Here is a 15377-nt window from a genome sequence, read left to right as displayed (position 1 = left end):
AAAAAGATGAGTGGTCTGGTTGGTCAGATGCTTTGCGAGGGCAGGTGTTTCCGTATGTACGGGGGCAGGCCCTTCAGGGCTGTGTGTTGTCCCCGTAGCTGGAAACAGGAGCGTGCATGAAGCTGCCCGGAGTATTTTCTTTCAGGGCTCATGGAGCCCCAAGGTGGGGACTGGCCCTGCTCATGGTGCCTTTGCAGGGTTGTGCCGGGATCGGGGCGCCGAGTTTTCCTCTGGCCGGTGCGTATTTTCCGGCCTGGCTCATCTGCCTGTTCATCGGTGCGGTGTCCGCCGCCCTGCTGCGGCTGGTCTTTCTGATCCTGCATATTGATGGCCTGTTGCGGTATCATCTGGTCACCTACCTTTCCATGGGCACGATGATAGGGCTTGTCGGCTGGCTTCTTCTCTACGGGTAATTCAGGGGCGGTTTCATGAAAAAAGAACGGATTAAAGGCCGCTTCCCGGTGGGGAGCGTGATTGCAGCAGCCACGCTGTTATGTGCTCTCTTCGGTGTCCTGTATGTGGATCACCGGTCAGGCCAGCATCCCAACAGTGATAGTGCTGTCATCTATACGGAAAGCGTACATGTGGCCGCTCTGGTGGGTGGGCGCCTCCAGACTCTTTCTGTCCGGGAGAATCAGGTCGTCCACAAGGGGGATCTGCTGTACCAGATTGATCCCGAACCCTATGAGATTGCCCTGCACAAGGCTGAGGCCAGTGAAACACAGGCACAGGCCGACCTGAACGACGCCCGCCGTGCTCTGGCCGTCCGCATGGCCAATGCGGCAACCAACGAGCGCAAGCGGCACCAGGCCGAGGATGAGAAGGACCTTGCCTGGCGTACGGTGACCCGTCTCAAGCCATTGGCCGAGCAGCATTATGTGTCATGGCAGGTCTATGACCAGGCCGTGACAAAGTTCAACTCTGCCGTGGATGCCCTGGCAGAAGCCCAGCACGAACAGCAGGCCAGCCAGGTGGCTGTCGGTGATGTCAAACACGCCGAGGCCATGTTGCAGGAAGCATCCGTGGCGGTGGAACATGCCCGCTATGAGCTGCGTCAGACCCGTGTGACGGCCAACATAGATGGCTATGTGACGAGTCTGAATGTTCGGGAAGGCGAGGTGCTGGCTGCCAACGAGAACCTGTTTACGCTGGTTTCCAAGGATGAGTGGTATGCCATTGCCCCAATCCGGGAAATCAACCTGAAGCCGGTCCGTCCGGGTGACTGCGCCACCGTGTATTCCATGATCGACCGCAGCCATGCCATCCACGGGGTTGTCGAGAGCATTGGCCGGGGTGTGACGACCGATTACATGAGGGAAAGCGAACGTGGTGTGCCGTCTGTCGAGCGGCAGATGGACTGGGTGCATATTGCCCAGCGCTTCCCTGTGCGCATCAGGATCGAACATGCTCCTGAACATCTGATGAGACTGGGGGCAACAGCCAACGTGGAAATTCTCCATGGTGCTGCCTGTCATGGTTAAACCCTATCTGGACGCCTTCATGCGTCTCTGGCGGTTGGCCGTAAGGCCAACCCGTGGGCGCACGGCGCTGGCCTTGCGGACCGCCATCGTATGCATGGCGCTCGTCCTCATAGGTGAGATATGGCAGCTGCCCATGTTGACCCTGCTCACGCTCACCCTGGGGGCGTTGTGGCAGGGGAACAGGGTGGCGAACATGAAGATCTCCGTCATGTACATCATCTTCTTTTCCGGTGTGACGGGGGCTCTCTATGTGGGGGTTGCCACGACAATCAACAATTTTCTGGCAACGCTCATTTTCAACCTTGTTCTCAGCTTCGTCTTTTTCTTCCTCAGCACGACAACCATCCTTGGCATGATCAGTGTCATTGGCGGGTTGATCCTTTCCTACATGCTGGTGGCGCTGGACAATGTGCAGAGCGGTGACAGTATCGCCCGTCTTGTTCTGTCGGCATGGCGTGTGTTTCTCATCATCGCCGGCATGATGGCCTTTGTGGGGAGCTGTCTTTCTCCGTCTCCAGAGCATGTCCTCACGGACCAGATCATCGAGCGGCTGCGCCTGTCGGCGAAATGTCTGGGACGGCGGGGCGAGGGGCGCGGCATCCCTCAGGCCTGGCAGGATGCCGTCATGGATACCGTGGGTGAGGGGGTCAGCGGCATGTTCGGCATGCTCGGTGCTGCCACTGCGGAACAGCGCTGGAGCCCGGAAGACCTGTCCTACCTGCGCCGGGCAGCTCTGAACAGTTTTGGCATCCTGCAATTTGTTGAACGCTGCCTGAAGCCCAACGCCCCCATTTCCATGGAGGATTGTGCGTATCTGGCCAAGCGGCTGGAAGAAGCGGCGGAGTGTTTTGAAACAGGTGGCCGCCCGGCCGAAACGGGCACGGATCAGGTCTGCTCAGGTGATATCGCCCAGGAGATGGAGCGCCTGCTGAACAGTCTGGACCAGCCCCTGACAGCCGAGGACGTGCAGCTGCCTTCCAGTCAGTCCGGAAATGCCGCACCGAAAAAGAAATCGGGCTTTTTCCTTCCTGGTGCCTTTACGGACCCGGAGCATGTCCGTTTTGCCGTCAAGGGGACCGTCTCTGTCTGCCTCTCCATCATCACATACAAGATGCTGAACTGGCCGGGGGTGCATACGTGCATCATCACCTGCTTCATCGTGTCCCTGCCGACGATGGGGGCTGTGCTGGACAAACAGCGGCTGCGTATTGTCGGGGCTCTGATAGGCTGTTTCATGGCCATGGGCACCATCGTATGGCTCATGCCACACATGACGGACATAGCCGAGATCATGCTGGTCATGGGTGTGGTCATTTTCATCGGGGCATGGGTCAAGGCCGGCGACCAGCGTATTTCCTACCTTGGGTTGCAGATCATCGTGACCTTCACGCTGGCTGATCTTGCCAAATATGCGCCAACGACGGATCTGACGGTGCCCCGTGACCGTATCATCGGTATCTTGATCGGTCTGGCCATCACATATGTCGTGCATACCATGTTCTGGCCACACAGTGCGATGGGTGGGGCCCTGCAAAAGCTCAAGGCGCTTGATGGCCTGCTGGCGCAGGATATCACGGACTGGAATCACGACCAGCGCATGCTTCAGGCGGCACGGATACAGGAAACGGCCAGTGGGGCCATGAGCCAGCTGCGGCAGGTCATGATAGAACCGGCCGCCATGCGTCCGACAAAACATCGCATGAGGCAGTACATGCTGTTCCTGCGGCGTGCGGCCATGAGTGCCGGGTGTCTGTTCGGGGATATTGCTGCCAGCCAGCAGAAACAGTCTCTTCGTCTGGGGCAGATACTGAAGGGGGGAGAGACCGCTTCCCTTAAGGAAGGAGGAGGTCTCTGATGGATGGTTTTGAGTGGAAACAGGTCATGGAGCGTAAAAAAATGCAGCAGCCGGGGAAGGTATGGCGCAGGGCCGTGCTGGTCTGTAGTGCCCTTCTCTGCAGCAGTGCGTTGAGTGGTTGCCAGACAACGGCCATGCGGAATATGCCGCCTGCCCCCAACCAGCCATGGAATGCACCGGTTGATGTGAATGGTCATATCATCGAGGGGCATGAAAAAGGGGCACCGGGCCAGAAGGGGGGACGTGTCCTGAAAATGCCTGCGGGGTACCGCCTCGCATCGGACCGTGTCCTGCCGCAGCCTGCTGCACTGGGCACCGTGCAGGTGGATCATTCCTACGATCTGGCCGATCTGATCGACATGGCCCAGTCCATCAACCCCTCTACACGTCAGGCCTGGGATGCAGCACGGGTCAGTGCGGCAGAGACGGGCATTGCCCGCTCGGCCTATCTGCCGCATCTGACAGCCGTAGCCATGGGGGGGTATGGCCTGCTGGAGCCACACAACCGCTTCCGGGTGGCAGGCCAGCATGCGAGTCTGAATACCCGCCTTCAGGGCACACTGGAACGTCAGCAGGTCGGGCTGGAATGGTTGCTGTTCGACTTCGGCAAACGTCGTGCCGTGATGGAGGAAGCGACCCAGAAGAGCATTGGGCAGAACATCCTCTTTACTGGTGAACACCAGAAGGTCATCCACAAGGTGGCTCTGGCTTATTACCGTTATGCGGCTGCTCTGAACAATGTGGCACTTGTGCGCCAGTCTCTTGAGAATGCCCATGCGATTGCCCGGGCCGCAGATGCCAACCTGAGAAACGGGGAAGGGACGGTCATTGATACGTCACAGGCCGAGCAGGCCGTGGCGGAAGCCGAGCTGGTGCTGGCCAGAACGGAAGGGGATGTGGAGACATACCGGCTGGAGCTGCTGGCTGCCGTGGGCGTGAATCCATCCCAGCCACTGCATGTGCAGACGGACAGCGGGAGGAACATCCGCGTTGAGGATATCCGCCTGAGTGATGAGATGGTGCATGAGGCTGTGGCCCGTCGGCCGGATGTCCTGGCAGCCTATACGAGCCTGCGTGCCGCCCAGAGTGCGGTGGAAGGCGCCCGTGCCAGCTACAGGCCGCAGATTTTCATGAGTGGCAATGTCGGGTACAACTTTGATGACCTGCATTTTCGCAATCTGCCGCTTGTCAATGTGAACTCGATCAACGATCGTGTGCATACATTCGGGGGTCTCATCACGGCAGGTATTTCCGTGCCGATCTATGATGGCGGGCTGCGTCGCAATCGTCTGCGGCAGGCGCATGAGCGGGAAGACAGTGCCCGTGCTGCGCTGCAGGACACGCAGAACAATGCTGTCCGGACGATCGTGAGTGCAGAGGCCATGCTGCATACGGGCATCACGGCCTATCAGGCGGCACTGAGCCTCCAGAAGGCTAGCCAGACCGGCTTTGATGCCGCCCTTACAGCCTACCGTTCGGGTGATGGTACGATGACCCGGATGCTGGAGCTCCAGAATACGCTGCTTAATGCCCGCCTGTCCGTTTCGGACAGCTATTACGGCATGTTGAGTGCAGCCGCATCATTGGCTTATGCGGCTGGTACGCTGGGCAGCAGCAGTGTTCTGTCCAATATTGAAGGTTCATTGGAAGAAGCAGCTCCGGCTGTGCCGGTCTCCAGCGGTCAGGCCCCCGGCTGAGGGGCCTGCCGTTTTTTCATGGCTTGTGAAGGCGGGCGATCTGGAGCGTGACGAGGTAGATCAGCAGCCCGCTGGCTGAGAGGATGGCCCCGCCCCAGCCAACGGCGCTGATGCCCAGGCCGTGCTCTACCAGCATGGCACCCAGGGATGCCCCCAGAGCGTTGGCGATGTTGAAGGCCGAGTGATTCAGCGAGGCTGCCAGCGTCTGGGCATCTCCGGCAACATCCATGAGACGGGCCTGCATGGCGGGACTGAGGATGATCGTGGCAGCAGGCAGGAAGAAGCAGACAACCAGCATGGCAGTGCTGGAGGGAAGCAGCAGCCAGAAGGCCAGCATGAAGACAACGCTGGCAATCAGGCTGAAAATGGTCGTGCGGTTCAGGTTCCTGTCAATCATGGCCCCGCCGAAGGCATTGCCGGCGACCATTCCGCATCCCCAGATGACCTGATAGAGCGTGACCATCCAGGGGCTGAGATGCGTTACCTGTCCCAGCCCGGAGGTCAGGAAGGTATAGACGGCGAACATGCCGCCAAAACCGATGGCCCCGGTCAGCAGGGTCAGCAGGACGTGGGGGTTCCTGAAGGCGGACAGCTCGGAACGGGCATTGATGTTGTTCTGCGGGCGGTCAGCGGGGATGAAAAAGGCTACCCCGGCCACGCAGATCAGCCCCAGAACGGACAGGGCTCCATAAATCACTTCCCACGGAACATATTGGGAGAGGAACGTGCTGAGTGGTGCGCCTATGACGGTGGAGATCATGATGCCGGACAGGACCATGCTGATGGCCCGTCCCCGCCGGGCCCGTTCGACCATGGAGGCACCCGTCAGGGCAGCGATACCGAAATAGGCCCCATGGGGCAGCCCTGTGATGAAGCGCATGACCTCGATGGGCAGGAGTGAGGTAAAGAGGATGGTGCCGATATTGCCGATGCAGAACAGGGAGAGCAGAAGCAGCAGGACTGTCCGGCGGGGCAGGCGGGCTCCGGCGATGGCCATGATGGGGGCACCCACTACCACGCCAAGAGCATAGGCGGAGATGACGACGCTGGCCTGCCCGATGGAAATGTCAAGGGCATGGGAGAAGGCAGGCAGGATGCCCATCATTCCGAATTCTCCCGTGCCAATGGTAAAGGTCCCGAGCATGAGGGCTGCAATGGCCGGGGCGACGCCATGAGGCGGGGTCAGGCGTGGGCCTGTAACCGTTTCGGTCTGCTCCATAAAGGGAGTGCTCCAGTCTGATTGGGGATGACGAGGATATACGGGATATGGCCTGTTTTTTCCAATCTCTTCTTGCCGTTCAGGCATGGCGTACGACCTTCCCACATGGTCGGATTTCTTGACACTCTGTCCTGCCTCGTGTAACGGCAGTGCCATTGCCGGGAATGTTGGATGGTCTGGCCGGGATGATGCGTGCTGTGGCGCACTGTTCCATGAGGTTCGCAGGCTGTTCCGTTCTCCAAGTACCCCGTGATGGGGGAGGGGAACCTACCGGTGCAACAAAGGGCTGTCGCACAGAGCCGCCGGTCTGAGAGAATACGGGTTTAACCGATGTCAAAACGTCTTGAGAGCAAGTACAAGATCAACCGCCGCCTCGGCGTCAACCTGTGGGGCCGTGCCAAGTCCCCGGTCAACCGTCGTGAATATGGCCCGGGTCAGCATGGTCAGCGCCGCCGTCAGAAGCCGTCTGACTACTCCGTGCAGCTGATGGCCAAGCAGAAGCTGAAGGGCTATTACGGCAACATCAGCGAGAAGCAGTTCCGCCGCTATTATGACGAGGCCGTGCGCCGCAAGGGTGATACCTCTGAGAACCTGATCGGCCTGCTGGAGCGTCGTCTGGATGCCGTCATCTACCGTCTGAAATTCGCCATGACGCCGTTCGCTGCCCGTCAGTTCGTCAGCCACGGTCATGTGCTGGTCAACGGCAAGCGCGTCAATATCCCCTCCTATCTGGTGAAGGAAGGTGATGTGATCGAGGTGCGTGAGAAGTCCAAGCAGCTCGCCATCGTTCTGGATTCCGTCCAGAGTGCCGAGCGTGATGTGCCGGAATACATCGAGGTGGATCATCGCCAGATGAAGGGTACCTTCATCCGTGTTCCGCAGCTCTCCGATGTGCCTTACCCGGTGCAGATGGAACCGAATCTGGTGGTCGAGTTCTACTCCCGCTAAGATACGGCTACTGGCTGTATATGGAGGCGCCGGGCGGTTTTACCGTCCGGCGTTTGCCGTTTCTTACGCTCTCTTCCCAGGAAGGCTGATATGTCCGACCCTACCATCGCTGCGGAGATTCCCCGGCGGCGCACTTTTGCCATCATTTCCCATCCTGATGCCGGTAAGACCACGCTGACAGAGCGCATCCTGCGGGCAGGTGGGGCCATCCAGATGGCCGGGAATGTCCGGGCCAAGGGAGAGCGGCGGCGGACACGGTCGGACTGGATGAGCATCGAGAAGGACCGTGGCATTTCGGTCGTCACCTCGGTGATGACCTTCAATTATGGTGGATGTGTCTTCAACCTGCTGGATACGCCGGGCCATGAGGACTTCTCCGAGGATACCTACCGCACGTTGACAGCGGTGGACTGCGCCGTGATGGTGATTGATGCCGCCAAGGGCATCGAGGCCCGGACCCGCAAGCTGTTCGAGATCTGTCGTCTGCGGGATATTCCCATCGTCACCTTCATCAACAAGATGGACCGTGAGGCGCAGGACTGTTTTGCCCTGCTGGATGAAATCTCCAGTGCGCTGGCTCTGGACGTCTCCCCGGCGACATGGCCGGTCGGGCGTGCGGCGAAATTTGCCGGTATTTATGACCTTCGTACGAAGTCCTTGCACCTGAAGGAAGAGCTGCCCGAGGATGATGAGCGGCTGGCCCAGATGCGGGAAGAAGTAGAACTGGCCGAGGTGGCCCTTCCTCCTTTCGAGAAGGAATTTTTCGATGAAGGACATCTGACACCCGTTTTCTTCGGTTCAGCCATGAAAGAGATTGGGGTGACGGACCTTCTGGATGCTCTGGCTGCCTATGGGCCGCCGCCCCGTGCCCAGCCCTCTGAGACACGGGATGTGCAGGCGACGGAAGAGAATGTCACGGCCCTGATTTTCAAGATTCAGGCCAATATGGACCCCAATCACCGGGATCGCATGGCTTTTGCCCGTGTCTGTTCAGGGAAGCTGACCCGTGGGATGCGTCTGAAGCATGTGCGTATCGGCAAGCAGTTCGCCCTTCATACGCCACAGTTTTTCTTTGCGCAGGACCGGCAGCTGGTGGAGGAAGCCTTTGCCGGGGACGTGGTGGGGATTCCCAACCATGGGACACTTCGCATTGGTGATACGTTGACGGATGGTGAAGACCTGCGCTTCACGGGGGTTCCGCATTTTGCCCCGGAAATCCTGCGTCGTGTGCGGCTGGATGATGCCATGAAGGCGAAGAAGCTGCGTCAGGCCCTCGTGGAGCTGGCGGAAGAGGGGGTCGTCCAGCTGTTCCGCCCGCAGGATGGAGCCCCGCCAATCGTGGGCGTGGTGGGGACCCTCCAGCTGGACGTGCTGCAGTCCCGCCTTCAGGCGGAATATAACGTGCCGGTCGGTTTTGAGAGCACGCCTTTCACGCTTGCCCGTTGGGTCACGGGCGATAAAGCTGCCCTGGAGCAGTTTGTGGCCCTAAACCGGAGTGCGATGGCTGATGATCTGGATGGTGATCCAGTCTTCCTTGCCGGTTCTGGCTTCATGATGAACCGGGCTATCGAGATGAATGAGGCTCTCAGTTTCCATGACATCAAGCAGATCGGGATGTCTGGAACGGCCTGAAGTTCTTCCTGCCCGAAACATGAGGAAAGGCCCGGGCGGGAGACCGTCCCGGGCTTTTCTGTTTTCAGGGCAGCCTGATCTGCACGGAGACAGGACAGTGGTCTGAAAGGGTCAGCCCTTGTGCCACATTGCGCAGGAGCATGACACGGAGACTTCCCGGAATGAACCACTCCCGGGCCTGATTGCCGAGCAGGATGTGATCGATGAACAGGTCACCACTGCGGCGGCAGGGGCTGGTAAAGCCCGCCGTGGTGAGAGTCAGGCTGGCGTCGTTCTGGAGATTTTGCATGAGAGGGTCAGCCGGTGTCAGGCGGCGGTTGAAATCTCCCAGAATGGCAAAGGGCGTCCCGTCATCCACCCTGTCCAGTATCCAGTCCTCGATGACATGGAATTGTTGATAAAGTAGGGAACAGGCACGTTTTCTGGCAGCAAGAGGCTGTGCCCAGCATCCGGTCTTCAGATGGACGATGAGCAGTCTCAGGCTGGAGGCTCCTTTGCGGAGGGTGACATCCATGCCACCCCGGAGGGGGTGATGATGCCCCGGCTGCGGGATATTGAGAGCCGTGATCTCGGGATTGACGGTGACGCTCAGGCCGGCCGTCCGCCGGATCGCCAGCCCGACCTTCTGGGGAATAGGGTCTGGCGTGATGTAGAGGTCATACTCGTCCTGAGGGAAAACAAGCTGGGCCGCCGCAAGACTGTCCACTTCTTCAAAAGCGAGGATGTCACTGTGGAGACGGTGTGCCTGATGACGCAGGGCTGCGAAGTCTGTAGCCGTGCGTGTGGGGGCATCAGGGGGCAGGGTATGGTCACTGGCAGGGCGGAGGGTGAGCCAGTCCATGTTCCAGCTGGTCAGCTTCAGGCTTTCCGAAGCCTGTGCTGGGGACAGCAGCAGGATGAGGCTGCACAGCAGAGAGAGTGCAAGGGACAGGGCGTGGCATGAAAAACCGCCTGCCCCGGGGGACAGACGGCTCTCCGGTGCCAGAAAGGGCACGCTGTCAGGCATGGTTGGCTGTGCCGGTTTCCTTGAGAAGGGCGATGGCCTCTTCAACGGAATATTCCGTCTTGTTATTCTCGTGGAGAATGTACATGCGTCCATTCTGGATGTCGTAGTACCAGCCTTGTACGTTCAGCTCGTTACGGGACAGAGCCTTGGCAACGATCGGGTGTGTCTTCAGATGGGTGAGCTGAAGGCGGACATTGGCCTCAGCCAGATCGCGGACATCTTTGGGGCCAACATCTTCAGCCCGCAGATCGCCGATGGTGGCAGCAGCGGCCTCGGCATTGTGCAGCCAGCGGCGGACGGTTGGCATGTCGGCCAGCTTTTCCGGGTTTGTGGTCAGATTGATGAGGGCGGACATGGCCCCGCAGTTGGAGTGGCCACAGATGATGATGTTTTTTACCCCCAGAGCTCCGACGGCGTATTCGATGGCGGAAGCCACGGCCCCGACCATGTTGCCATAGGCCGGAACGATGTTGCCGACATTGCGGATGAGGAACAGCTCACCCGGTTCTGTCTGGGTGATCAGGCTCGGGCTGATGCGGCTGTCGGCGCAGGTGATGAATAGCGTTGGTGGGTTCTGATCGTAAGCCAGACTCTGGAAGAGATCCTTTTTTTCCGGATACACCTCTTCTTCAAAGGTGCGGACGCCATCAAGGAGTTCCAGAAGAGTGTTACGGTGGAAGACCATAGCGTTATGTTTCCTGATCAAAGACGCATCATGCGGGGCAAAGCCCTAGCGAGCCCACTATGGGCGAGGCAGGTCACGGTGCCCATAGGCCATATATTAAAAATCTTTTTAAGAAGCGTCCAGACGAAAGCCCCTCCTGATTCATGAAATGTCTTTCATGACCTGGGCGGGCAAGGCCAGAGCAGGATCATCTGCAAGAAAAAAGCGTCAGGCCCTCCATAACAGGCCTGACGCTCTCTTCAGGGTAGTTCTTTTCGTCAGAAAAGAGGTCTCGCAGGTCTCAGCCTTCGCCCAGTGTCTTGCGCAGCATGGCGAATACGGCATCGGCAGCCGGTTCGGAGCCACCAGCCTGCGCCATGTCAGGGCGGCCACCGCCGCCTTTGCCGCCCATCAGGGCGGAGGCTTCCCGGGCCAGCTTCACGGCATCGAAGCGGTCCGTAAGGTCCTTGCTGACGGCGATGACGATGCTGCCCCGGTCATTGGCGCCGGAGATCAGGGCCACCACGCCGGAGGAGATCTGCTTCAGCAGGCCATCAGCCAGCCCCTTGAGGTCTTTGGGGCTGACATCCTCAAGGAAGCGGGCCGCCAGAGTGACGCCATTGATGGTCTCGCTGGAGGCAGACCCTTCCCCCGTGGCCAGCTTGTGCTGGAGGGAGGAAATCTGCGCATTGAGGGCCTTGCGTTCTTCCAGCAGGGCGGCAAGACGGGCCGGAGCCTCGGCAGGCGTGACCTTCAGGAGGGCAGCCATTTCGGCCAGCCGTTCCTCACTGGTGCGGATGGTCTGCTCGGCCGCAGCCCCGCAGACAGCCTCGATACGGCGGACGCCGGAGGAGACGCCACTTTCGGAGACGATGCGGAACAGGCCGATCTCACCCAGACGGGTCACATGCGTACCGCCGCAGAGTTCGATGGAATAGGCCTGACGGTTTTTCTCATCCTCATTGCCCATGAAGACGACACGGACTTCATCGCCATATTTCTCACCGAAGAGGGCCATGGCGCCGCTTTCAATGGCCTGTTCCTGCGTCATCAGGCGGGTTTCGACCGGGCTGTTCTGGCGGATGCGGGTATTCACCTCGGCCTCGATGGTTTTCAGCTCATCCTCCGTCAGAGGGCGGGGCTGGCTGATGTCGAAGCGCAGACGGTCCGGCGTGTTCAGGCTGCCCTTCTGGGTGACATGCTCACCGATATGGCGGCGCAGGGCCTCATGCAGGAGATGGGTTGCGGAGTGATGCCCCCGCACGGCGGTGCGGCGCACGTGGTCGATCTCGGCATGAACATCCATGCCCGGCCTGAGCGTGCCTTCCACGATGCGGCCATAATGGACGATCAGGGAGCCGTTCTTCTTCTGCGTGTCAGTGATTTCGATCCGCAGGCCCGGGGCTGTCAGCGTACCATGATCGCCAACCTGTCCGCCGCTTTCTCCATAGAAGGGGGACTGGTTGAGCAGGATGGCGACTTCGTCACCGGCTTTGGCTTCGGCAAGCTCATCGCTGCCACGGAAGACGGCCTGCACCTGGGCATCGGCAGCCTCGCTCACATAGCCGAGGAACTCCGTGCTGCCGAAGCGGTCACGGGCATCGAACCAGACGGTCTCCACGGCACTGTCACCGGAGCCAACCCAGGCGGCACGGGCACGCTGGCGCTGCTCGGCCATGGCACTTTCAAAACCGGCCTCATCGACCTTGTGGCCACGCTCACGTAGCACGTCCTGCGTCAGGTCCAGCGGGAAGCCGAACGTGTCATAGAGCTTGAAGGCCACGTCACCGGGCAGATGACCGTTGCTGGAGAGGCGGCCCATCTCGTCTTCCAGCAGGGCCATGCCACGGCCCAGAAGGGCGGAGAAGCGTTCTTCCTCACCCTTCATGGTTTCGGTGATGAGGGCCTTGTGCTGGTTCAGCTCAGGATAGGCATGGCCCATCTGCTGGATGAGGGCAGGCAGCAGACGGTAGAAGACCGGCTCCTTCGCTCCCATCAGGTGGAGGTGACGCATGGCACGGCGCATGATGCGGCGCAGCACATAGCCACGTCCCTCACGGGAGGGCAGAACACCATCGGAGATGAGGAAGGCGGTGGACCGCAGATGGTCGGCCACCACACGATGACTGGTCTTGAAGCGGCCATCCGCATCTTGTTTCAGCAGGTCGGCAGAGGCCTCGATGAGGGCACGGATCGTGTCCGTGTCGTAATTGTCCTTCTTGCCCTGCATGACAGCGGCGAAACGCTCCAGCCCCATGCCGGTATCAATGGAAGGGTGGGGAAGATTGGTCCGCTTGCCTTCGCCTTCTTCAAAGAACTGCATGAAGACGAGGTTCCATATCTCGACGAACCGGTCGCCGTCTTCATCAGGGCTGCCTGGAGGGCCACCGGCCACGGACGGGCCATGATCGTAGAAGATTTCGGAGGACGGACCGCAGGGGCCGGTATCGCCCATACGCCAGAAATTGTCGGACGTGGCGATGGGGATGATCTTGTCATCCGAGAGGCCAGCGATCTTCTTCCATAGGGAAGCGGCCTCATGATCGTCCGCATAGACGGTGACGAGCAGCTTCTCGGCCGGGATGCCGAAGCCTTTGGTCAGCAGCGTCCAGGCAAATTCGATGACCTCAGCCTTGAAGTAATCTCCAAAGCTGAAATTCCCCATCATTTCAAAGAATGTGTGATGACGTGCCGTGTAACCGACGTTGTCCAGATCATTATGTTTGCCACCGGCACGGACGACCTTCTGGGCTGTTGTGGCCCGCTTGAAAGGCAGGGTCTCCTGCCCGGTAAAAACGTTCTTGAAAGGCACCATCCCCGCATTGGTGAAGAGCAGGGACGGATCATTCTGCGGAACCAGAGAGGCAGACGGAAGGATGCGGTGCCCGTGGGATTCAAAATACTGAAGGAATTGTGCGCGGATATCGTTGGTACTGATCATGAGTCTGTAGGTCCGGGTTCCGGAGAAAGAAAGGATGGTTCCTGTTTTCTAGCCGATTTTCTGGCTTTTGGAAATGGAGGTCCTATGGAGGAGATGCAGGGAAGCGTGCAGGAAAAGAAGACCACCAACCGGGGAATGGGGCTTTATGACTGGGGGGTCTTCTTGTGAAAGACGAAGTGATGGCAGAGGGCAAAATTGATGAACATGCCGCCTGCTGTCCCGCAGAGCAGAGCAATGACGGTGTAATGCCGTGTCAGCGGCCAAAGGCTGAAGAGGGCCAGCACGATCCCACGGTTGATGATGAAACCGGGAAGATTGGCCAGTACAAAGCGCCCCCATTGATGATGCACCTTGTGGCGTTTGCGGCAACAGTCCCGGAATGTCCAGTAACGGTTCAGAATCCAGTTGTTGCTTGAGGCAATGACATAAGCGAGCAGGGCGGCAGCACGGAGCCCGACAACATGGCGGAAAAGGGAGAGGCTTGCCCAGTCCACGAGAAAGCCGACAGCTCCCACAACTCCGAAATAGAAGAAGCGCTGCATGAGAGGAAGGAACTTCATCAGGCTTCTGGGAATGAACTGTTCAAGCATTTTTCAGCTGGAAAACCATAAGGATTGTTGCAGAGGCGGAGGGGACCCTAACACAGCTTCACAGGGGAGAGGTAAATCTTTTCTTGTGAAAGGTTGCACAGGAGGAACGGGCCATAAAAAAAGGGTGCCCGAAGGCACCCTTTTCCGTGACCGTAAGGCCCGGGCTGAAAATCAGCTCTGAAGATTACTTCAGGATGATCTCAACGCGACGGTTCTGCGGCTCACGCGTGTTCTTGGCAGTTGCCACCAGCGGGTTGGCATCGCCGTAACCGTGGATGTCGATGGCCGTAGCCGGAACGCCCAGACGGATCAGCTCAGCCTTGACGCTGTTTGCACGACGGAGGGACAGACCCATGTTGTACTTCTCACCGCGCGGACCCGGATGAGCAGCGGAGTTATCGGTGTAACCGTTAACTTCGATGCGTGTCGTCTGCACGTGTGTGGAAGCCTGGGCAGCCTGGGCAACGATGTCGCGGGCGCGGCCTGTCAGGTTGGACTTATCCCAGTCAAAGAAGACGAGGTAAGTACGGGCAGCCTGAGCCGGCGGCGGAACGACAACATGCGGAGCCGGCGGCGGCGGCGGCGGAGCATTGTTGAAGGCATAACGCAGGCCGAGCATGAACTGGTGCGTGTAGCGCGTGTTGAAGCTTACGCGGTCACCCTTGCCATGGTTCTCGTTGTTGTTGTGCAGGTACTGACGGCCGCTGGTCACGCCGCTCATGGAACCCGTCTGGCCCATGAAGCGATACTGCGTGGTCAGAGCCAGGCCCGGAACGCCCGGGATGTCGTAAGCGGCACCAGCGATGAACTGAGCAGCGAAGCCACCCTGGGTGTTGTTGAAGTTCGGGTCAGGACGACCGGTGCTGCGGTTGTAGACCTTGCGGTAACGCTGCCACATGTAACCAGCACCGATACCGACGAACGGTGTAACCGGAACATCGTTCAGGCCGAACATGCCGAGATCGATGTCATACAGCACGTTGGCGAACCCGCCCCAGCCTTCGCTCTTGCCGTGGGCCTTGCGGTTGCCACCAGCGGCAAAGGCGCCACCCAGACGGGTGATGTGGGTCTGGTTGTAGGTGCCCTCGATTTCGAGGCGCAGGCCGTTACCGAAGCCGTAACCAGTGGAGAGGTAGCCATTGAAGCCGGTGCCGGAGTGGGCGTTGCCACCGATGCCACGACCGTGGGAGGTGCCAGGGTTACCCTGACGGAACTGCTGGTGCTGAACCAGGTTGTAACCGCCTGCCATGTCGACATACGGGCCGGTGATCGTGCTGGCCATGGCAAATGACGGCAGGGCCACCATTGAGGTCATGGCGAGAAGTGCATTACGAATACGCATTT

At 59.4% G+C, this 15377-nt stretch carries 12 protein-coding genes; 6 read left to right on the top strand and 6 right to left on the bottom strand.

Translation table 11 applies throughout. The features are described 5' to 3' along the window. Positions 1 to 116 precede the first annotated feature (116 nt). Genes CO583_RS03230 through CO583_RS03215 form a run of 4 tightly spaced genes read left to right on the top strand, consistent with a single transcriptional unit; the run spans position 117 to position 5033 of the window. Positions 117 to 413 carry a YtcA family lipoprotein gene (locus tag CO583_RS03230; protein WP_081562994.1) on the top strand — a complete coding sequence of 99 codons (297 nt, stop codon included), beginning with the start codon at positions 117 to 119 and terminating at the stop codon, positions 411 to 413. Between the two features lie 15 nt (positions 414 to 428). Continuing rightward, complete coding sequence (gene mdtN / locus CO583_RS03225; RefSeq protein ID WP_081562995.1) at positions 429 to 1481, top strand: multidrug transporter subunit MdtN; 1053 nt, start codon at positions 429 to 431, stop codon at positions 1479 to 1481. Next, positions 1459 to 3336: an FUSC family protein gene (locus tag CO583_RS03220; RefSeq protein ID WP_081562996.1), complete on the top strand. Its 1878-nt coding sequence runs from the start codon at positions 1459 to 1461 to the stop codon at positions 3334 to 3336. The genes mdtN and CO583_RS03220 overlap by 23 nt, the downstream gene beginning before the upstream one ends. Continuing rightward, positions 3336 to 5033: a TolC family protein gene (locus CO583_RS03215; protein ID WP_052349106.1), complete on the top strand. Its 1698-nt coding sequence runs from the start codon at positions 3336 to 3338 to the stop codon at positions 5031 to 5033. The genes CO583_RS03220 and CO583_RS03215 overlap by 1 nt, the downstream gene beginning before the upstream one ends. A gap of 16 nt (positions 5034 to 5049) precedes the next feature. Here CO583_RS03215 and CO583_RS03210 read toward each other — a convergent pair whose 3' ends face one another. Continuing rightward, positions 5050 to 6252 carry an MFS transporter gene (locus CO583_RS03210; protein WP_248630398.1) on the bottom strand — a complete coding sequence of 401 codons (1203 nt, stop codon included), beginning with the start codon at positions 6250 to 6252 and terminating at the stop codon, positions 5050 to 5052. Positions 6253 to 6582: 330 nt separating this feature from the next. On the opposite strand from CO583_RS03210, the gene rpsD reads away from it, so the two are divergent. Both rpsD and CO583_RS03200 read left to right on the top strand, forming a co-directional pair. Further along, positions 6583 to 7200, top strand: a complete 618-nt coding sequence (gene rpsD / locus CO583_RS03205; RefSeq protein WP_043560719.1) for a 30S ribosomal protein S4 — start codon at positions 6583 to 6585, stop codon at positions 7198 to 7200. Positions 7201 to 7290: 90 nt separating this feature from the next. Beyond that, the gene (locus tag CO583_RS03200) at positions 7291 to 8832 is read left to right on the top strand and encodes a peptide chain release factor 3 (RefSeq protein ID WP_043560717.1); all 1542 of its coding nucleotides are present in this window, start codon (positions 7291 to 7293) and stop codon (positions 8830 to 8832) included. Positions 8833 to 8896: 64 nt separating this feature from the next. Here CO583_RS03200 and CO583_RS03195 read toward each other — a convergent pair whose 3' ends face one another. From CO583_RS03195 to CO583_RS03175, 5 genes are all read right to left on the bottom strand, one after another. Continuing rightward, positions 8897 to 9838, bottom strand: a complete 942-nt coding sequence (locus tag CO583_RS03195; protein ID WP_248630399.1) for an endonuclease/exonuclease/phosphatase family protein — start codon at positions 9836 to 9838, stop codon at positions 8897 to 8899. Then, positions 9831 to 10523: a carbonic anhydrase gene (locus CO583_RS03190; RefSeq protein ID WP_043560716.1), complete on the bottom strand. Its 693-nt coding sequence runs from the start codon at positions 10521 to 10523 to the stop codon at positions 9831 to 9833. The genes CO583_RS03195 and CO583_RS03190 overlap by 8 nt, the downstream gene beginning before the upstream one ends. A 280-nt stretch (positions 10524 to 10803) precedes the next feature. Continuing rightward, positions 10804 to 13443: an alanine--tRNA ligase gene (gene alaS / locus CO583_RS03185; RefSeq protein WP_249103135.1), complete on the bottom strand. Its 2640-nt coding sequence runs from the start codon at positions 13441 to 13443 to the stop codon at positions 10804 to 10806. Positions 13444 to 13586: 143 nt separating this feature from the next. Further along, the gene (locus CO583_RS03180; RefSeq protein ID WP_166651622.1) at positions 13587 to 14003 is read right to left on the bottom strand and encodes a GtrA family protein; all 417 of its coding nucleotides are present in this window, start codon (positions 14001 to 14003) and stop codon (positions 13587 to 13589) included. Between the two features lie 214 nt (positions 14004 to 14217). Continuing rightward, entirely contained in the window at positions 14218 to 15375 is a 1158-nt protein-coding gene (locus tag CO583_RS03175; RefSeq protein ID WP_043560711.1) for an OmpA family protein, read from the bottom strand. Between the last annotated feature and the right edge of the window lie 2 nt (positions 15376 to 15377).

Source organism: Parasaccharibacter sp. TMW2.1882 (genome assembly GCF_023337635.1).
GTDB classification, from domain to species: Bacteria; Pseudomonadota; Alphaproteobacteria; order Acetobacterales; family Acetobacteraceae; genus Bombella; species Bombella apis.
This window is presented reverse-complemented; position numbering and strand designations above follow the sequence as displayed.